This is a genomic window from Syntrophomonas zehnderi OL-4, assembly GCF_000983115.1.
In the GTDB taxonomy this organism is placed as follows: Bacteria; Bacillota; Syntrophomonadia; order Syntrophomonadales; family Syntrophomonadaceae; genus Syntrophomonas_B; species Syntrophomonas_B zehnderi.
Genome location: NZ_CGIH01000020.1, coordinates 25,207 through 46,067, shown reverse-complemented (window position 1 = coordinate 46,067; position 20,861 = coordinate 25,207). Strand labels below are relative to the sequence as shown.

Below are 20,861 nucleotides of genomic sequence, written 5' to 3'. Positions count from 1 at the left end.
TAAAGCTGTCTTATCTGGGTCTGTGTCTATTAAGACCAAGTGACCGGCTTCTATTTTCTTATTAATTGAGGTATGGAATGAATATTATAATTACCTGTATAAAAAACAGCCGTTTTACGATATTTTTTACAGTATTGTTGGCCCTGTTTGGCCTGTATTGTTATATCATTCTACCCAAACAGGAAAGCCCTGAAGTAGCGGCGCCATTGGCGGTTATTACCACCGTCTATCCGGGAGCTTCACCCGAAGATGTAGAACGGCTGGTTACCCGTCCCATTGAAGAAGATCTTCCCCAGGTTAGCGGCTATGATTATTGCGAATCGTTTTCTCAAAACAGTGTGTCCAGCGTTATTCTCTATTTAGAGAACAATGCCGATGTAGAAAAAGCCTGGGCTGATTTATCCCGGCGCATGAATGATGTTCAGCGTCTATTGCCCGATGAAGCCCGCCCCATTGAAATCAACACCAACCTGGCCGAAACAGCTGGAATCATAATAAGCCTGTCCAATGATTCATTACCCCAGGAAGAATTGAGCAGCCTGGCCCAAAAATATAAAAATAAACTGCTTCAGGTTGATGGCATAGCCAGGTTTGATATCCAGGGAGAAAAACAGGATATTCTGCTCATAAAGGTCGACAAGACTAAAATAACCAACAGCGGCCTTTCCTGGGAGCAATTATTTAATATCCTTAAAGCCCAGAACATTCAAATCCCCCCCGGTTCCGTAAAACAGCAGGATTTTATATTTAATGTCCGCATACCGGGCGCCTTTCAGTCAATCAGCGCTGTTGAAAACACGCTTTTGGGTGTTTCGCCGGTCACGGGCATTCCCCTGCGGTTAAAAGATATAGCCGCGGTCGGCCTCTCCCCGGATGAAAATGCTCCGCGCATCCGCAACCAGGGTCACAGCGCGGTGCTTTTAACCGGCTATTTTCAGCCTGACCGGAATGTATTGGAGGTCGGGAATAATTTAAGAAAAGAACTGGATAAATTGAAAAAGAAAGCTCCTGCGGGGCTGCAAATTAAAGAAATATTATATCAACCTAAGGATGTAAGCCGTTCAATTTCAACCTTTATCCAAGATCTTTTAATCGGCCTGATACTTGTAATCACAGTCGTACTCTTAGGTATGGGGTTTAGAAATGCCTTGATTGCCTCCACCGCCATTCCCTTGTCGATCCTGATAACGTTTATTGCCATGGTGCCTCTGGGTATAAAGGTACATGAGATATCCATTGCAGCCCTTATTATGGTCTTGGGGATTTTGGTTGACGATGCCATTGTAATGACGGATGCCATTCAGGTGCAGCTCGATCAGGGTTTGGAAAAGATGGCGGCTTGCGCAGCAGGTCTTAAAAATGCGGCAGTGCCGATCCTCACCTCTACGCTTACCACCATGGCCGCATTTGCCCCGCTCTTGTTTGTGCCCGGCCCGGCCGGCGAATTTTTAAGAAGTATCCCCCAGGTAATCATGACTGCGCTCCTGGCATCATTTATCATCGCCATGCTGCTTACCCCCACCCTGGCTTACCTGTTTTTCAAAAAAGCGCCTTCCCATAATCACCGCAGCCGGATACGCAATTTTTTTACTAAATTTCTGGATTTGAGCATGCGCAGAAAACGTGGCAGTCTTTTAGCTACCCTGCTGGTCTTTTTGCTGGCACTCTACGGTATTACATTCCTGGATCTGCAGTTTTTCCCCAAAGCGAATAAGAATATCCTTTATGTAGATATAACCGCGCCGCCATCATCCAGTCTTGAAAAAACCGCCCAACTAACTGGCCAGGTTGAGACCTGGCTTAAAAAGCAGCCCGAAATTGTTGGTGTCACCAGCAGTATTGGCAGTGGTCTGCCCAAATTCTATATTACCCTGCCCGCACTGCCTAAATCCCCTCAAATTGCCCAGATCATGCTGCAGGTTGATCCCCGCAAAAATAACCGTTTTGACAGTAATGAGGAATTAGCCGATTATCTGCAGCAACAAATTAACCAGCAATTACTAGCGGGCCGAATACGCGTCAATATGCTTGCGAAAGCATATCCCGGCCAGCCTCTGCAGATTCGGGTACGGAGCAAAAATGCCGCCCGGCTGGCTGAGACTTCAGCCAAGGTCAAAAAAACCTTGTCCGATATTAAAGGCAGTTTAAATGTAGCCTATGATCTTGATGAACCGGTAAATGAATTCCAAGTCAAGATAAGTATTGATCAGGCTGCCGCATTAGGTATCAGCAATTACGATGTGCAAAGGCAAATAAACATTGCCTTAAGCGGTGCGCAGGTATCCGTTTTAAGAAGCCTTAAGCAGGATTATAAGATTATCCTGCGCTCAAATATTGCGTCCTTAAAAGATTTGAAAATCCTGCCGATTAAATCACCCGTAACGAATCAAACCCTGCAGCTACAGCAGATAGCAGATATCACCCAGGTAAAAGCGATTCCCACCATCAGAAAGTATAATGGGATTAGAACCATAACGGTCAGCGGTGATGTAAAAGCGGGATATAATGCCGTTAGCATCGAGAATAAATTCCGGGAAAAAGTGGCCTCATTGGATCTGGCAGGAGTGGAGCTAATCTATGAAGGAGAGCGAACTCGGATTATCGATAACTTTGGAAATTTGGGGAGATCAGCCATCTTTGCCATTTTTATAATATATCTGATTCTGATGCTGCAGTTTAAATCCTTTGGTCAGCCTTTTATAATCTTTATTACCATACCCTTGGCCCTAATCGGTTCTATAGCCGGGTTGCTTATTTTCCGTCAACCTATGTCTTTTACTGCCCTGCTGGGCATGATCAGTCTGATCGGTTTGGTGGTCAGAAACGCAATTTTACTAATCGAGTATATCAACTCCGCCCGCAGTGATGGCATGAAAGTTGAAGAAGCCTGCAAATATGCTGTGGAACTGCGCCTGCGCCCCATCCTTTTAACAGCCATTACCGCCATTATGGGTCTTTTGGATCTGGCCCTGTCCCGCAATCCTCTTTTTGTACCTATGGCAATTGCCCTCATGTCGGGCCTGTTTGTAGCAACTGTATTGACAATGGTGATCGTCCCGGTCATATACAGCTTAATCGTCAGAGAAGCATAATTTTCCCTGGCCTGTGGTGTAAGGGATTTGGTACTCCCCCACACCAGGTTTTGGGGTAAAGTAACCGAACTTATCGGTTCTTTCAGCATGGCCTATAATGAAATAAGAATAGGCCCTGTCTCAGTCATTTCTACCCGTTGGCACCTGTTTTGCCCGAGCTGTTCTCTGCCAGTTTGAGTTCAGCCAGCTTCGGTATTTGTATAGATCTTATAATGTTGGGTGGGCAAGAATTTATTGTGCCCAGTTTATCACCCGTTTTTTAAAAAGCCGTGTAAATCAGCGCATCTGCGCTATCCGCAGCCCTTGCTCCTTACCCCTGCATCAGAAACAGGCTTTTTAATTGGGCCTGTTTGAGGTATCCTTAATCCTGGTACAACCTATAACCTAATTTTCGAAGTAGCTGGGGAGAATACCTTATGAAAGTCATGAAATCCAACCTCCTGCTCCTGCTGGTTGCGGCGATCTGGGGGCTTGCCTTTGTAGCCCAAAGGGTGGGCATGGATTATCTGGGGCCTTTTTATTTTAACGGAATACGATTTCTGCTGGGCAGCCTGTCACTTATGCCGCTGCTTTTCTTTTTGAAAAATGATTCCCCCACGGTCGAATCTAAATGGAATAATATATTAGTTCCCGGTTTGATAGCGGGAACAGTATTATTTTGCGGAGCATCCTTCCAGCAGATAGGCCTTGTTTATACCACTGCCGGCAAAGCAGCATTTATAACCGGTCTTTATGTGGTTCTGGTACCGGTTTTAGGTCTTTTCCTGCACCACAAGACCGGGGTTGAGACCTGGACAGGCTGCCTGCTGGCTATTACCGGAATCTATTTCTTGTGTGTCAAGGAATCCTCTGCCCTTATGTATGGTGACTTGCTGGAATTAATCGGCGCATTTTTCTGGGCAGTTCATATCCTTATTATCGGCTACTATTCCACCCGGGTTGATGTGCTAAAACTCTCCGCCATTCAGTTTTTAACCTGCGCCCTGTTAAGCTTTCTGGTCGCTTTAATGACCGAAACATTCGCAATCCAGGATATCCGGGCCGCAGCAGCGCCCTTGTTATACGGAGGCATTTGCTCGGTCGGGATTGCCTATACCCTCCAGGCACTAGGGCAGAGGTACGCCCCCGCCACCCATACCGCGATCATACTAAGCATGGAAACGGTATTCGCTGCCATCGGCGGATTGCTGTTGTTGCAGGAGATACTGCAGCCTATTGAAATTTGGGGATGCCTGCTGATGCTGTCCGGGATGATCATATCCCAGGTGCAATTTCCCCGCTGGAAAAAAACTATCACTTAACTCGACCAGGATTTTAAAAACATGGATTTATTATACTTGACTTACAGACAGAATTGATCCGCACGTTTTTTTGCTTTTAAATTAAAAACAAATCGTATTATAATAACTATACTGTTTTTTCTGTAAAAACCAAGGATACAAGCACCGCTGAAAATAGCAGCTGGGTTTTTGTTAAGTTTTTAAAGTAATTTAAGGTATTCATAGTAAATTAGTAAACATGAGTAACCAAAGTTTTCCTCATAAAACCAGCGACCAAAGGAATGAGGCTGAGTTAATTGCAAAATACTGTTAAGCGCATATTGGTTGAAAAAAAACCGGGCTTTGATGTTGAGGCTCGCCATTTATACCTTGATTTAAAGGAAAACCTGGGGATATCCAAGCTGGAAAGGGTCAGAATAATCAACCGCTATGACATATCCGGACTATCCGACCAGGATTATGAACGGGCCAAAAATACCATTTTTTCTGAACCTAATGTGGATTTTGTCCATGATGAAAAAATCGATCTGGATCCAAACCTTAAACACTTTGCTGTGGAATATCTGCCCGGCCAGTACGACCAGCGGGCCGATTCCGCTGCCCAGTGTATTCAGATCTTAACCCAGGGAGAACCGCCCTCGGTGCTTTCCTCCAAGCTGATCCTGCTTTACGGAGATATATCCGCAAACGATTATGCAAAGATTAAAAACTATTGTATTAATCCCGTGGATTCCCGGGAGGCCCCCCTGGAAAAACCCCTTACCCTGGAAATGGAAACAATTATACCGCAGGATATAGCTATTTTAGATGGTTTTATACAAATGGAGGAATCCGAACTGGCTTCCTGGCTGACGACTCTGGGCCTGGTTATGAGCCTGGCGGATCTAAAATTTTGTCAGGGTTACTTCCGGGACAACGAAAAAAGAAACCCCACCCTGACTGAGCTAAAGGTAATCGATACCTATTGGTCGGATCATTGCCGTCATACTACCTTTTTAACCAGCCTTGACAAGATATCTATTGCTGATGGCGGGTTAGCTTGGCCCATAAAAAAAGCCTATGAAACCTCTCTTAAAGATCGCAATCAGGTGTATGGCTCTAAAATCCAGGATCTTTGCCTTATGGATCTGGCTTTGCTGGGAATGAAAAAGCTAAGACAAGAAGGTCGGCTACCGGATCTGGATATTTCTGATGAGGTCAATGCCTGCAGCATTGTGGTTGAGGCGGATGTCAACGGTAAAAAAGAAGAATGGTTGATAATGTTTAAAAACGAAACCCATAACCATCCTACTGAAATAGAACCTTTTGGCGGGGCGGCCACGTGTCTGGGAGGTGCCATCAGAGATCCCCTGTCAGGTCGGGTCTATGTTTACCAGGCCATGCGGGTAACCGGTTGCGGCGATCCCCGAACCAGTATTGATAAGACCTTGCCGGGCAAGCTTTCCCAGAGGAAAATCACCACCGGCGCGGCAGCCGGGTACAGTTCCTACGGCAATCAGATTGGACTGGCCACCGGGCATGTAGCCGAAGTATATGATGACGGTTTTATCGCCAAACGCATGGAAGTAGGAGCGGTCATAGGAGCAGCGCCTAAAGCCAACGTGACCCGGGCAACTCCAACCGCTGGTGATATCGTAATCCTTCTAGGCGGCCTAACCGGCCGTGATGGCTGTGGAGGAGCAACCGGATCTTCTGTGGAACACACCCGGGAATCAATCTTTAACTGTGGAGCTGAAGTGCAAAAAGGCAACCCCCCTACCGAAAGAAAAATCCAACGGCTGTTTAGAAATCCCCAGGCCAGCAAACTTATCAAAAAATGCAACGACTTTGGAGCCGGAGGCGTATCTGTTGCTATAGGTGAGTTAACGGACGGCCTGCTGATTAATCTGGATAAAGTTCCCAAAAAATACGAAGGCTTGGATGGAACCGAGTTGGCCATTTCTGAATCCCAGGAAAGAATGGCGGTCGTTGTAGAGCGGGAAAAAGCAGCATTATTTATTGACCTGGCCGCCTCTGAAAATCTTGACGCCGTTGCAGTAGCCGAAGTAACCGCGGAGCGCCGGCTTAAGATGCTCTGGCGGGGCAGTACCATCGTGGATATTGCCCGCGACTTTTTAGACACCAACGGAGTGAAACAGCATACCAATGTCACAGTGCAGGAACCGGCCACTGAAGATAATTATTTTACTACCCGGGCAGCCAAGCTTCCCCTGGATCTAAAAGAGGCCTGGCTGAATAACTTGCAGGATTTAAATGTCTGCTCCCAGCGAGGACTGATAGAGCTTTTTGACAGTTCCATCGGAGCCGCTACGGTGTTAATGCCTTTGGGCGGCAAATACCAGGCAACCCCTGCTGTAGGGATGGCCGCTAAATTGCCGGTGGAATCCGGGGACACCACCACCGGTACCCTTATGACCTTTGGCTATAATCCCCAAATAGCTAAATGGAGTCCTTTTCATGGCGCTATTTACGCCATCATCGAAGCCGTCTCCAAAATCGTTGCCATGGGGGGTAATTATCAAACCATACGCTTAAGCCTGCAGGAATATTTTGAAAAACTGGGCACAGACAGCCGTAAATGGGGCAAGCCCTTGGCGGCTTTGCTGGGAGCTTACCAGGCCCAGATAGAGTTGGGGATCCCTGCTATCGGCGGCAAAGACAGCATGTCCGGTACCTTCCTCGATCTTAATGTCCCGCCTACCCTGGTGGCTTTTGCAGTTAACCCGGTAGATGTCAGGCAAATCATTTCCCCGGAATATAAAGAAACCAACAGCCAGGTAGTATTTATCCCCGTGGTCAGGGACACATATGAAATACCTGATTTTGCCTTGCTGAAGGAAACCTATCAGCGCATTTATCAATTGATTCAGGACGGCCAAATACTGGCTGCCTATCCGGTACGCGAGGGCGGTATTGCCGAAGCAATCAGCAAAATGTCTTTTGGCAACCAGATCGGATTTACCCTGGCCGACCCGGGATTAACCCCCCATGCCTTAAAAAACCTGCTGTTTTCCCCGGAGTATGGCAGTTTGGTTGTGGAAATGCCGGAAAATGCAGATGTCCAGCAGGCCCTGGGCTCTCTTCCTTACAGGATACTGGGCCAGACCCAAGCAAAGGCAGCCATTGAAATCGGCAGCATGAACCTTAGCCTGCAGGAAGCCCAGACAGCCTGGGAAACCCCCCTGGAAAAAGTATTTCCGACTAGAACAGCAAAGATTGAAAATGCCCCGCCTCCAGCCCTCTCCTTGCACCGGCGCAGTTCGGCCCATTCTAGAGTAACCTTGGCTAAACCCCGGGTATTCATCCCCGTATTCCCGGGCACCAATTGTGAATATGACACCCAAAAAAGGTTTGCAATGGCCGGAGCCCAGACTGATTTATTTATCTTCAATAACCTTAGTCCTACGGCGATTGAGGAGTCCATCCAGGTCATGGCTGCCCGGATTAGCAAAGCTCAAATCATTATGCTTCCAGGCGGCTTTAGTGCCGGTGATGAGCCAGATGGATCCGGCAAATTTATTGCCGCCGTTTTTCGCAACCCGCGCGTCTGCGACACAGTAATGGAACTTCTAAAGAACCGGGATGGTTTAATACTCGGTATATGCAACGGTTTTCAGGCCCTAATTAAGCTGGGACTGCTTCCCTATGGTGAGATTCGGGACATCGAAGCAAACCAGCCTACTCTAACCTACAACTGGATTGGCCGTCATATGTCCAGGATGGTAAAAACCAGGATCGCTTCGGTTTTATCGCCCTGGTTTGCCAATGTAGAGGTCGGGGATATTCATCAAATCGCTGTATCCCATGGCGAAGGCCGCTTTGTTGCCAGTGAGGAAGATATACAACGAATGGCCGAAAACGGGCAAATTGCCGCCCAATATGTCGATGAACAGGGGCAACCTACCTATGACATCCGGTTTAACCCCAACGGATCTTTTTATGCCATCGAAGCCATTACCAGCCCCGATGGCAGGGTATTAGGCAAAATGGCCCATTCCGAGAGAATCGGCAGCCACCTTTATATCAATATCCCCCACGAAAAAGACCAGCGTCTGTTTACCGCAGGTGTAAACTACTTTAAATAAATTACACAACCAGCCGGTCTGTTGAACCAGCCAGGGAGACGGTTCTTGTGGCTGGTATTTTCCCTTTCCACTGCATTCAAGACCGGTTATTCTGTAACTGCTTAAAAAATAACTTCTCTAAGCAGAGCTGTTGGGGGTATTGATTTGGTGGCTCTGTCCATACCCGGTAACTCTTTACAAAGGTTTACCCGGAGATACTATATTGCTTTTTCGCAGTATGATGAGCAGCCCATCCATACTCGCTTTGTCTTACCAGGGCTGCCAGCGGCAGGTGTTTTCAGCCAGTTCTCTTTCAGGAAAGTATTGATGGAAAATCCGATAGTAATATAATTCTTCTTTCGAATTTAAAATCAGTTTGTCCGAAATCTTTTTTTGGGCAGCAAACTCTGAGTCACTTATTCTGCTTTGAATGCTCTGACTGAGAACATCAGCGGTGCCTGAACCTTGACTGAACTCTACTTTAGGTCTCCAGATTATATTCTCCGGTAAATCACCGGTAAAAGCAGTACGCAAGATCCACTTTTCAGTCTTGTCGGCTGTAATCTTATAGTTTATTGGTATTTGTTCTGCCAGCTTAATAAGACGGGAATCCATGAAGGGTAAGCCAACATCCAGACCGTATGCAGACGTCATGCGATCTACCCGTTGCAAGCTCATACTGTGTGATTCTGCCAGAAGCTTATTAAGTTCTAAGCTCTGCTCAACCGGATTTTTATTTTTTAGGTAATTATAGCCACCAAAAAGCTCATCGGCTCCTTCTCCCATTAGGATGATATCAACACCTGATTCAGCAGCCTGCTGGGAAGCTAGATAATTGGCTACTGCACTGCGCACCAAAGATACATCAAAAGATTCCAGGTGATAAATCACGGAGGGGAGAATCTCATAGATTTCCGTTAGATCTGAAATATATTCGTGATGGTGGGTGCCCAGATAGTCAGCTACCTCACGGGCATAAAATTGATCCTGGCTTTGTGAAAACCCTACCGTAAAGGTATGAACCTCAGTATCCTGTCTGCAGGATAGTGCGGCCAGAATACTGCTATCCAATCCGCCACTGAGAAAAACGCCCATGTTGGCTGCACCATTGCAGTGAATGGCTACTGCATCAAATAAAATATCTTTTATTTGCTCCGCCGTGCTTGGGAGATCCAGAGTTTCTACTGGTGATGGTTTTTGGGGAAGCTTATGGAAACGGTACAGCTTCCCCTTATAATAACAATGTCCGGGGGGAAAGGCCTCGATGTTCTGGCATAAGCCGCTTAAGGCCTTGGCTTCGGAAGCAAAGCAAAGTGATTCCTTATAACGCCCCCAGTATAACGGTTTAATACCATGATTATCACGGGCGGCAAGTAAATTGTCGTTATCATCGGCAAGCAACAAAGCAAAAGAACCCTGTAGATCCTGCAGAAAAGCTTCTCCTTTAGCATTAAACAGTGCAGCTATATCAGCAGGGTATAAATAATCATCGGCGCTATAATTTTGAATCTTACCATCTACAGCCAAAACCATATCCCCATCGGTGAAAAATCCGCTGTGAGATGAAGTGTTACCGGCAAGACTTATGGTAGCGGACTCATTTCTCCAATAGAAATGGCCCTTGCCGCGATGATTAAGTTTATTCGCCATCTGTTTGTGGACTTCATTAATACTTGATCTATAGATCCCTGATATTGCACTCACAATAAAGTGGTCTCCTTCCTAATTAAAAAAAGGGAGGAGCCATATACAGCTCCACCCTTTTTAGTCCTATCCTACAGTTTTTGATTAGATTTTACTACTTCAGCCAGATCACTGATGGTCTTGATACCGTATGCATCTGCATCCGCCTTACGCATCATTAAAGTATAGGTGTTATCAAAGGGTGCATAATCCAGCCATACCAGACCATTGGCAGCGTCTGCTTCCTTAACCTTCTCGTAGCATTCTTCAGAATCAGTAATGGGTTCTTCATTTTCCATATAGGTGAGCCAGGCTGTTCCGGTATACTCCCAGTAAAGGTCGACCTCTTTACCTTCCAGGGCCGCTCTTACTACCGCACTACCATTAAGTCCTGTTTGGTCTTCCACCTCAAAACCTTTGTTTTCAAGCAGTTGAATGGTGATCTGCCCTAAAATAAGCTGTTCGGTAAATTCTTTCGATCCGACTGTTATCTTACCTTTTTTTACTTTAGGGCTTTTTTCATCAATAAGGTTTTCTTTTAGAAGCCAGTCTTTGGCTGCTTCTTCCGGAGTCTTATTATCTACATCAACCTGTTTATTAAGATCAATCATGGATTCTGTATCAAGTTTCTCACTGATGGGTGCCAGGATTTCCTCCAATTCAGGATATGCTTTCAACACTTCCTGTCTCACGACTGGAGCGGGATTATAAACGGGAAAGAAGCCTTTATCATCCTCAAGACTAACCAGACCCAAAGCAGCAATTCGTCCATCGGTAGCAAAACCCATCGCTACCGGTACCTTACCGTTTTGCAAAGCACCATAGGTTACACCTAAGTCCATAACCTGTACATTATCAAATTTGAAATCATATACCTGCTGAAGTTCAAGATAGCCGTCGGGCCGGACTGAGAACTCATGATCGGTGCCCAGCACCCAGCTATCAATGGTGTTAGCAGTACCTTCTTTAGATGCCTGGTTTCCTCCGCAACCAACTACAAACACAGACATCATACTAAATAAAACAAGTAATGTTAGTACTTTTGTAAACCTGTGATTAAACAAAAAAATCCCTCCATTATTTTTAATACTTCACTTCCTGGTACTCAACAACTCTATTTTTTTCTACTACAGCCAATATATGATCACATATGATGGCCAAAAGTGCACTAAGGATACAGCCGGTTAAAAGCAGCGGCAACCTTTGAATAGCGATTCCTGTAACAATCAGATCACCATAGCCCCCGGCTCCTACAAACGTAGCCAGGGTAGCAGTACCCACATTTACTACTACCGCGGTTCGAATTCCGGCAATGATAACCGGTGAAGCCAGCGGTAATTCGATAAGGGTTAATATGCGTAAAGGCGGCATACCCATTCCTTGAGCCGCTTCCACTACTCCTTTGCTGACCCCGGTGATACCGGCGTAGGTATTTCGTAATATTGGTAATAGAGAATATAGCCACAAGGCAAATACAGCCGTATTAAATCCCAGACCTAAAATGGTAAAAAATAAGGCTAAAATAGCTATACTGGGAACGGTCTGGGCAACATTAACTATGTTTTCTATAATTGCGCCTACCCTTGCAAATCGCTCTCGACTTATCAGTATTCCCAGAGGAACAGCAGTAAGGATAGCCGCAATCGATGAGATCAACACCATGATAATATGCTGTTTGGTCAACAAACCAATATTCTCATAACTTAACAGGCGGGCAGCCATTCCGCCTCCTGGGTTTTTTACAAAATAAACCGTGGCAAAGATTCCAATTGCAATAAAGAGAAACACGGGGCCCCAATCGCGCATCATTCTTTTAAGCAACATCGTTCTTCATCAACTCCAGTAGATAGGTGAACGATATGATTCCACAGGGTGAATAATTTTCATCGACTATGATGACATAGCGTTCTCCGTAATTAAGCATAGTGGATAAAGCATCTCCCAGCGTGGCTCCCTTATCCACCACGCAGCCATTTTTTTCCATAATATCAGCAATTTCTGCCTGCTCTTTAAGAGCAGATAAAATGTGTTTTTGTACCACCCCGATTAAACGATTGTTTTCATCTACAACAGGCATAGCAGGAAGCTGTGATGTGATCAGAAGCTTTCGGGCGGTATCAACCGGACTATTAGTCCTTAAAGTTTGTATGGGCATATTATCAATAACTTCACGGGTTTTAACCAGATTCAATCGTTTAATAGCACGATTCCCGCCGATTAACGCTGACACAAAATCATCCTTTGGTTCACTGAGTATTTGATCAGGGCTATCCAGCTGAATCAGATGGCCTTCACGCATTACTGCGATGGTATCTCCCATTTTAATTGCTTCGTCAATGTCATGGGTTACAAAAACCACTGTTTTCTTGAGCTCTTCCTGCAGGCGCAAAAACTGATTCTGCAGGTGGGTACGAGTAATTGGATCTACGGCCCCGAAAGGCTCATCCATCAATAGAATGTCAGGATCAGCCGCCAGAGCTCTGGCTACTCCTACTCGCTGTCTTTGGCCTCCGCTTAAACTAGCGGGTTTACGATTTCTGTATTCAGCAGGATCCAGACCTACCAGATGCAGTAATTCATCTACCCGGGTTTGAATTTTCTTTTCGGGCCATTTCTTTTCCCGGGGTACTGTTGCCACGTTATCAGCAATAGTCATATGCGGGAATAAACCTATTTCCTGGATGACATAACCGATGTTCTGGCGCATCTCTACTGGATTCATTTCCCGATTATCCTGACCATTTATTAAAATAGTTCCCTGGGTGGGAGTGACCAGTCGATTAATCATTTTCATGGTAGTGGTTTTTCCGCACCCGGAGGGACCTACCAGAATACATGTTTCACCCCGGGTAATATGAAGGTCTAAATTATCCACAGCCGGGCTTTCATTGTTTTTATATATTTTCGTAACACCATTCAGATGAATCATGAGTGATGCCTCCTCTTCCTAAACCTGGGATCTGTTTTCGACTAATTTTAGAACCTGATCAAATACAATAGCTAGGAGCGAAACAAAGATTGCTCCCACCAGAACGGCATTTATGTTCCACTGAGAAATCCCGCGGAATATAAACACTCCCAAACCTCCAGCCCCAACTACCGAAGCAATGGCAGCGATTCCTACCACCATAACCACAGCCGTACGAATGCCTGCCATAATGATAGGCCAGGCCAAAGGCAGCTTGATTTTAGTCATAATGCTTGCTTCATTCATACCCATACCACGGGCGGCTTCAATGATAGATGGATCAATTTCGGCAATACCTACGTACGTATTTCTTACCACCGGTAAAAGGCAATAAAGGACTAAGGTAATAACCCCGGTCTTAAAACCGATACCGAAAAGAGGTAAAAACAACCCAAACAAAGCCAGGCTGGGGATGGTCATGATAATCTGACAAACATATAATATAGCTGGAGCCAAAACATCGTAATAACTTATAAGTATCCCCAGGGATATTCCCACCACGATTGCTATGAGCACGGCTACTACTACCAGAAGACAATGCTCTAGACTGAGTTGTAGAATTTTGCCGCTATTAGCGGTTACGTAACCGACAAAGCTGTTACCGGCTACACCATATATGCACATAAAAAAACACCATCCTAAAATGGAAAGTACAACAGAAGGTTATGGTTAATAGAAAGGGAAGTAAAAATGCGCAGGTGGGATGTGTATTTCCTAACATCCTTACTACGCTTACGAGGTTAGTTGTTGGGTTCGGATCGTAAGGTAACCCGACTTAAATCGTTTCACCCCTATAGTTATAGTTCGTTTCCCCCGCTTCTCCATAAGAGAATTAAGCGTTCATATTATTCCATATTAATAATCATATCAGATTAACGCTTAACTTGTCGAAACTCAACCTTAATACCTTTTGGCGGTTAAACAATGCAATAAAGAGCAGAGAAGGTCAGGAAAGGTTGTCTTACCTAGTTATCGTAACAAACAATTCTAAAAGGGCAAATTTAATCGAAAAAACTAGATACGAGGTATTAACTATAAAACATTAACATACAGACTTCTAAGTAATAAATCCCGCCCATACCTACAGGAAAACCTGATGCCATAGTAATTATTTCATGCGCTAACGATAACTGGTTTTTATCACGCAGGGGTTTTAAGTACGGATTCTTAACCAAAATAATTCCCATCACGATAATTTATTTCGCCTACCCAATATAATCATCAAGCAGTTGCAATAATCTTAACAAGTTGATTTCAGGAAGCTAATATGAGAATATGAATCTGGAGGAAATTTTTCCTTAGGGCTATCTTTAACAATGCCACTCAGGTATCCAACATACTTTATCCACATAATGGCGGAGAAGCAGGCGGGATATTACCTGAATTGGATAATGATTATTTCGGCTCCATTTGCGGTCTTTAAGGAAAATATCATCGCAAAGGCAATACCTACGTTTAGTTTAGGCTTTACTAAGACATTACCTTGGTGAAAAAGTAGAAAATATAGGATAGTGTAAGTTGAAAATTAAGGAGGCATACTTTATGAATAGTTTAAAAGGCACGAAAACAGCGGAAAATCTTCTGAAAGCGTTTGCGGGAGAATCACAGGCCCGAAACCGTTACACCTATTATGCATCCATTGCTGACAAAGAAGGCTACAAACAGATCAAAAATATATTTATAGAAACCGCTGACAACGAAAAAGAACATGCCAAACGTTTCTATAAATTACTGCTTGAGGGTTTTGAAGGCGATCTGCCCGCTTTTATTGAAATTGATGCCAGTTACCCGGTAGCTCAGGGAAACACCCTTTACAATCTCAAAGCTGCTGCTGACGGTGAATATGAAGAGTGGCACGATCTTTATCCGGAATTTGCGAAAATCGCAGAACAGGAAGGTTTTCCGAAGATTGCCGCTGCTTTTAAAATGATAGCAGCGGCTGAAACCCGCCATGAAACGAGGTTTAAGAAATTAGCAGCCAATATTGAAAATGACCGGGTATTTAAGAAAGACACGAAGACCCAGTGGAAATGCGGTAATTGCGGATACGTCCACGAAGGGGAAGAAGCTCCCCAGATCTGCCCGGCTTGCCTTCACCCCCGCGATCATTTCGAGGTTTTTGCCGAGACTTATTAAATATAATTCAAGTGCAAAACGATACCTTGCCTGAAAAATAATTAAAACTCGATAAAAACCCAAGGCTGCTGACAACTAAATTTGCCAGCAGCCTTTTTACGCCTCTTTTCTTCTTGGCTCCATCCAGCCACAAGAACCGTCCCCCCGGCGATGCGGTTTTTTCGGGCTAAGCCTCTAAGATAAAACGCCAGGCACAAAACCATTCGGCAGGATGTTCATCGGGTGGGCAGCCTATACACTCTGTACGGATACGCTCATCGATTCCCCAGGCAAAACGGCTGTATTCTACCAGACCTGCTGATTTACACGGATAATCTGCCATACCTTTGCGCTTACGGGCAGATTGTACCCGGCAATCATTCATTTGAAACACTATACTGGTGGGACTTTCTTCAATAATTGATTGTTCATTAATTCTGGCATACATTCTAAATCCTAAAGCCTGTTTTAAGCCTGACAATCCGGCTTGGGCGGGTAAACCTAAAAAATTTTTAATCATACGGGCTTCTACCTGAGAAAATCTATGCCAGCAAGAGTCATTACATCTTTTAGCATCATTCATGCCATAGGTTTTTTCTACCGCCTGGAACCATAGCCCGTCCATAGCCAGCCAATTCTTGCCTATATCCCCGCTAAGCTCCAAGAGTTTTTCCCGGGGCAAATCTAATAAAGGTTGTGGTATTCCTTCGGTTACCGTAAAACCAAGTGTCTCCCCTAATCTTTTAATACTTATATCTTGCGATTTCTTGGACGTCTCTTCCAGTATATCAAGAGCCCGGTTCATACCTAATTGATGTTCCACCTCTCTAAACCACAAGGTATGATGGACTGTCATTCGATGAACCATATCCATAATAAAACGCGTAAGTTCTTCCTGGCTTAAATCCTCCAATATAGCAATATCTTTAGCTTCACTTGACATAACCCTTCCTCCTAGAGAATTAAATTATAGTACTAGTTTACTACGTTTTAATTACGTATGGCAGTTATTAAAAACCTTAATATAGGCTATAGATAAAAATGTTTTTTTTTACCCCTTCCCAAATATATAACTGGTTAGTTCTTAAACGTCCCCTTGGCTACCAACGCATATTTAAACCTTAAACTGTTTAATCTGGAGGTTAAGTTTTTCCGCGTTTTCAGCCAGTTGCCGGGAGGCATCGTTAATTTCCTCGGCTATTTGAGCCGCTATCTGGCTTCCCCGGGCAATCTCCTGGGTTCCAGCCGCTGACTGTTCCATAGTCGCAGCCGTAGCTTCTATGGCACGGCTGATCTGGTTCATGGAATCCATTATTTGTTTAACGTGTTGGCTGATTTGGGCAGACTGTTCAGCGGTGGTATCACTGCTTTCCTTGTATTCCTTGCCCATTTCCACCATTAGGCTATAACCGTTTACTACATCCTGATTAATAAAATCCAAAAGACCATTAGATTGAGTAATAAGTACCCCAATAGAATCATGAACCTGCTTGGTTAAATCTTGTATCTCTTCCACCGTCGCAGATGAGTCTTCCGCTAATTTACGCACTTCCTCAGCGACTACGGCAAAGCCGCGCCCTTGTTCACCTGCCCGGGCTGCTTCGATGGCGGCGTTTAAGGCCAGCAGATTAGTCTGATCAGCGATACCGGCAATATCTAGGGCTAACCCGGATATCTTATCCACAACCCGAGCGTCCTCTATAGCTTGAACCAGCTTTTGCTTAATATCTTCATACATGCCAATGGTAGTTTGCTGAGCCTGTTCTGCCCTTTTCTGTACCCCTAAGGCCTGTTTTTCAACTTCGCGGGCATTGCTGAGACCGTTTTGGGCTTCATCGTTTACTTCAGTCAGAGCCGAGCTTATTTCTTCAGCTGAGGCGTTTACTTCTTCAGTTGACGAGGATACCTCCTGCATCCCTGCGGATATTTCCTCAGTAGATGCAGAGATTTCCTGTACCGAAGCAGCAATATTCTGACCGGCAGCGTGTAATTCTTCACTAGCAGAGGCTACTTCACTGGAAGCGACCTGTACGCTTCTGATCATATCACTCACTTTATGCAACATATCACTAAACGCCCTGCCTAGATCCCCCATCTCATCACGACGCTCTAGAAAATCATGGCGCAGCTCAGTCGAAAAATCCCCGTTCGCCATAGTTTCGGCCCGCAGCACTACCAGGGAAATAGCTTTGGTAACCATGCTGGCAATAAATAATCCGCATAAAATGGATAACAACAAAGCTATTATAGCTATTACACTTATTTGAATGGTGGATTTTTTAGCCAACTGCAGATTATGATCCTTTAGGGTATTACTGGCAGTGGTTTGTTCCTGCACAAATTCCCGCAGGGTACTGCGGATAGCCTTGCCTTGTTCCAAATCACCGGCAATCACCAGTTCTTCAGCTTCTTCAAATCTTTGGGCAGTGATTAACCCTTCTATCTCCGTACACCAAGCTACATATTCAGAGTATTCTTTTTTAAAGGTGCCAAAAAGTTCTTTTTCCCGGGGCGTCATTTTTTGACCTTCCAGGGATTTAAGATTTTTATCTGCGGCAGTAAAACGTTCCTGCATCTTTTGCATGGCTTCCTGCGCTTCATTTGGATCAGCCAAGGCTTGCCAGAGATCACCTCTAGCTGACATGATTTCATCGGTCAGGTTTGTTAGCAGGCCTAACGGCACCACACTTTGGTTATACATATCATCTATGGCATTACCTATCTTCTGAGTACTGGTAACACCTATGATACCTATAATAATCAAAAAAAGGGACACCAAACCAAATCCCAACATGAGCTTTGTTTTTAAACGCAAATTATCAAACCACTTCAAAAATATTCTCTCCCCTCATCACTATGCTGTTATTGTCGTTGACAACCGTTGTTTTTCTTCAGTAGTAAATACTTCCTCCAGAGCCATGAGCAGGATCAGCCGCTGCCCGAGTTGAGCTATTCCTTCTAAATAGCGGGAGCTTAAACTACTAATACCTGCGGGGGGCGGGGATATTTCATAGATGCGCAGTACTTCACTGACTTCGTCCACGATGGCTCCAACCGGATGGCCCCCAATATCAAATAAGATTATGCGAGATTTTTCTGTATGCTCATTTCCCTTTAAGCCCAATCTTTTTCTAAGATCCATAACAGGAATTACCTGACCGCGCAGGCACACCACTCCCTCTACAAATTCCGGCATTTCCGGGACGTGGGTAATTTCCAGCAGTCGGTTAATTTCCCGCACCTTTTCAACTGGAACCCCTAATTCAATTTTTTCTTCGGCATGGCTTAATGAAAACACCACTATCTGGGTTTCCCTTTTACCCATTGTTTCACATCCTTTGCATAATTGTGTTTATATAAAGACAATAGTCCTAAATGTATGCAAAATACATGCCAATTCGGGATAGGGCCATAGGGGCGGGTTGAAGATTACTGGGTTTAAAAACGTGTCTGTTTGCAAACACGTTTTTAAACCCAGGTGTCTGTTTTGATTTAAAAATGGCGGGGGGGTATTATATCCGCAAGGTTTTCTGCTATGACTTTTAGCTTTCTTAGCTTTAGTAATGGCCTATTTTTTTTAGGCGATATAGCAGGGCGCTGCGTGATATGCCAAGATATTGGGCTGTCGAAGTTTTATTGTCATTATGCATTTGCAGTGCTTTTAACATTATCTCATTGTTTAACTCATCCAGCGAAAAAGGATACCGGGGAAGCGCTATCTCTCCTGGTTTAAGCAGGTAACTGACTCCTTCCTGGGGCTGTGCAAGCAGCTTTCCATCATTTTTCTTAATCGTTAAGTGTTCGGGTTTTATGACGGGATCATCATGAAAGAGTACCAGGCGTTCAATTTCGTTGCGCAGCTGGCGAACGTTGCCCGACCAGGAATATTGCAGCATAAAGGCGGCAGCCTCATCGGAAAAACCTCTATATTGTTTTCCTTTAGACCTACTTATCTGGGATAAAAAGGCTTCCGCCATAGGCAGTATTTCTTCTTGTCTTTCCCGTAAGGGAGGAATTAATATCCTGCCTACGGCCAACCTATAGTATAAATCTTTGCGGAAATAGCCCTTGGCTACTATTTCTTCCATGTCCTGATTGCTCGAACATATGAAGCGGACATCGCTTTTGATTATATTAAGACCCCCTACCCGATAGTACTCTTTTTCCTGGATCAATCGGAGCAGTTTGGCCTGAAGTTCCAAGGAAAGTTCACAAATCTCGTCCAAGAAAAGGGTTCCCCCCTCAGCCAGGTCCAGCTTGCCGGGTTTGCCGTCCTTTAAACCTCCAGTAAAAGTCCCTGCCTCATAGCCAAACAATTCGCTCTCAAAAACAATTGGAGCAAGGGCCGCACAGTTAATCGCAATAAACGGTCTTTCAACAGGGTTTTTGCCGTAGTGAATGTAGCGGGCAATAATCTCTTTGCCAGTCCCGGTTTCACCTTCAATTAAAACCGGTATAGAGCGGTCTTGGTGAAACCGGGATGATTGCTCGAAAACCTCCTGCATACCGGGTGAATGTATTCCTACGTAATCGATACCCGCCTTCTTGGCAAATTCTAATAAGTCAGCAGGTGTTTGTCGTATACTGTTTGACGCTCGCAGATATTTAGACTGGGCGGCGCGTTCAGTGATAGCGAAGGATTCCTTATCGCTAGGACTGGATTTCATGAAAAAACCTTCTTTCTAAATGAATTATCGCAAGTGGGGAATTATCCGCCACTATCATCGCCCAGAATAATTATGAGTTCTGTCTAAATAATAGCTTCAGCCCGAAGAATATGACTCATTTTAAAACCACCCAAAAATAATAGGGACTGAACTACACAGCCCCTATTATTTATAGGGTTATCTCAATTATCTATACTTTTTGGGGGAGCGCACCATATGTCTACCGCACCTAAAATTCCCATCAGCCACACAATCAAATCCAGGACAGCAGACAGAAAAAACATAGATTTTTTTTGTTAAAAAATGCCGCAGCCATGGATATTTATTATTTATCACAATAAGTAAAAATAGTCAAAATAGAAAGTAATTTCGGTTTTTAGAGGTCAAATGGATGGGGGAGGTTCCTTGGGTGTGGCTGGGAGAGGATTTGATATAAAAACACCTCCAATCCGATTTACTCCAGATTGGAGGTGTTGTCAACTATTCCTATGACTTTATTCAGGCGGCGGACGGGCCACGATAGTAAAAGTTGGGTTGGGTTATGCTTTTGCATATTGCCATTTTAGGAATTGATTTTTATGTTTGGTTTACTATTTAGACAGATAGCATGAAAATACCTCTCTTCAAATACGACATAGGGTTTATTACCGATTAAGTTTTTGCAAATTTTACAATGTGTTTTAGCAATTCGGTTTTTCTTTTCAATTTGAAGCTGTTTTTCAAAAGCAGTCATGGTTTTCATGAACATCTCCCCTTTCATTAGCACCCGGAGGGTGACGTTTTCTTAGACCATAACCATTTTTTGTTTAAAACTAATCGTACAATCATATCGTGGCCCGGAATACCAACCCGCACAATCCGTCCTTGGGGCAAATATTTGCGCTTGGAAAATATTTGCCGTTAGGTAAGGCTCCAGTTTTGGAAGGCCTTTTATATTTGTCTTTATTATACCAGATAAACTTTTTTTACTCCAGGTAAAGTCGGTCTTTATT

At 44.4% G+C, this 20,861-nt stretch carries 14 protein-coding genes and 1 riboswitch; of the genes, 4 read left to right on the top strand and 10 right to left on the bottom strand.

Translation table 11 applies throughout. From position 1 onward, the window contains the following. Positions 1 to 77 precede the first annotated feature (77 nt). From AAV90_RS05635 to AAV90_RS05625, 3 genes are all read left to right on the top strand, one after another. Positions 78 to 3,092, top strand: a complete 3,015-nt coding sequence (locus tag AAV90_RS05635; RefSeq protein ID WP_046496502.1) for an efflux RND transporter permease subunit — start codon at positions 78 to 80, stop codon at positions 3,090 to 3,092. A 416-nt stretch (positions 3,093 to 3,508) separates the two neighbouring features. After that, entirely contained in the window at positions 3,509 to 4,393 is an 885-nt protein-coding gene (locus AAV90_RS05630; protein WP_198142822.1) for a DMT family transporter, read from the top strand. Positions 4,394 to 4,668: 275 nt separating this feature from the next. Beyond that, positions 4,669 to 8,457: a phosphoribosylformylglycinamidine synthase gene (locus AAV90_RS05625; RefSeq protein WP_046496500.1), complete on the top strand. Its 3,789-nt coding sequence runs from the start codon at positions 4,669 to 4,671 to the stop codon at positions 8,455 to 8,457. 249 nt (positions 8,458 to 8,706) lie between these two features. On the opposite strand, the gene AAV90_RS05620 is transcribed toward AAV90_RS05625, so the two are convergent. From AAV90_RS05620 to AAV90_RS05600, 5 genes are all read right to left on the bottom strand, one after another. Then, the gene (locus AAV90_RS05620) at positions 8,707 to 10,140 is read right to left on the bottom strand and encodes an asparagine synthase-related protein (RefSeq protein WP_052729618.1); all 1,434 of its coding nucleotides are present in this window, start codon (positions 10,138 to 10,140) and stop codon (positions 8,707 to 8,709) included. Positions 10,141 to 10,211: 71 nt separating this feature from the next. Continuing rightward, the gene (locus AAV90_RS15395) at positions 10,212 to 11,183 is read right to left on the bottom strand and encodes a glycine betaine ABC transporter substrate-binding protein (RefSeq protein ID WP_242847489.1); all 972 of its coding nucleotides are present in this window, start codon (positions 11,181 to 11,183) and stop codon (positions 10,212 to 10,214) included. A gap of 19 nt (positions 11,184 to 11,202) precedes the next feature. Then, positions 11,203 to 11,841, bottom strand: coding sequence for an ABC transporter permease (locus tag AAV90_RS05610; protein ID WP_046496554.1), 639 nt, complete (start codon positions 11,839 to 11,841; stop codon positions 11,203 to 11,205). A 91-nt stretch (positions 11,842 to 11,932) separates the two neighbouring features. Further along, positions 11,933 to 13,048, bottom strand: coding sequence for a betaine/proline/choline family ABC transporter ATP-binding protein (locus tag AAV90_RS05605; RefSeq protein ID WP_046496498.1), 1,116 nt, complete (start codon positions 13,046 to 13,048; stop codon positions 11,933 to 11,935). 18 nt (positions 13,049 to 13,066) lie between these two features. Further along, on the bottom strand, positions 13,067 to 13,711 hold the full coding sequence (locus AAV90_RS05600) for an ABC transporter permease (RefSeq protein ID WP_084691486.1): 645 nt from the start codon (positions 13,709 to 13,711) through the stop codon (positions 13,067 to 13,069). 90 nt (positions 13,712 to 13,801) lie between these two features. After that, positions 13,802 to 13,936, bottom strand: a riboswitch (cyclic di-AMP (ydaO/yuaA leader). Between the two features lie 693 nt (positions 13,937 to 14,629). Between AAV90_RS05600 and rbr the strand changes: the two genes are divergently transcribed. Further along, positions 14,630 to 15,223 (top strand): rubrerythrin, encoded by a 594-nt coding sequence (rbr, locus tag AAV90_RS05595; RefSeq protein ID WP_046496496.1) that lies wholly within the window; start codon positions 14,630 to 14,632, stop codon positions 15,221 to 15,223. Between the two features lie 166 nt (positions 15,224 to 15,389). On the opposite strand, the gene AAV90_RS05590 is transcribed toward rbr, so the two are convergent. The 5 genes from AAV90_RS05590 to AAV90_RS05570 form a co-directional block, all read right to left on the bottom strand. After that, positions 15,390 to 16,145, bottom strand: coding sequence for a DUF6125 family protein (locus tag AAV90_RS05590; RefSeq protein ID WP_046496495.1), 756 nt, complete (start codon positions 16,143 to 16,145; stop codon positions 15,390 to 15,392). Positions 16,146 to 16,316: 171 nt separating this feature from the next. Beyond that, positions 16,317 to 18,035 (bottom strand): methyl-accepting chemotaxis protein, encoded by a 1,719-nt coding sequence (locus tag AAV90_RS05585; RefSeq protein ID WP_052729616.1) that lies wholly within the window; start codon positions 18,033 to 18,035, stop codon positions 16,317 to 16,319. A gap of 21 nt (positions 18,036 to 18,056) precedes the next feature. Beyond that, complete coding sequence (locus AAV90_RS05580; RefSeq protein ID WP_046496493.1) at positions 18,057 to 18,527, bottom strand: chemotaxis protein CheW; 471 nt, start codon at positions 18,525 to 18,527, stop codon at positions 18,057 to 18,059. 232 nt (positions 18,528 to 18,759) lie between these two features. Then, on the bottom strand, positions 18,760 to 19,869 hold the full coding sequence (locus AAV90_RS05575; RefSeq protein WP_052729615.1) for a sigma-54 interaction domain-containing protein: 1,110 nt from the start codon (positions 19,867 to 19,869) through the stop codon (positions 18,760 to 18,762). Between the two features lie 562 nt (positions 19,870 to 20,431). Next, positions 20,432 to 20,611: a hypothetical protein gene (locus AAV90_RS05570; protein WP_046496490.1), complete on the bottom strand. Its 180-nt coding sequence runs from the start codon at positions 20,609 to 20,611 to the stop codon at positions 20,432 to 20,434. Positions 20,612 to 20,861: the final 250 nt, after the last annotated feature.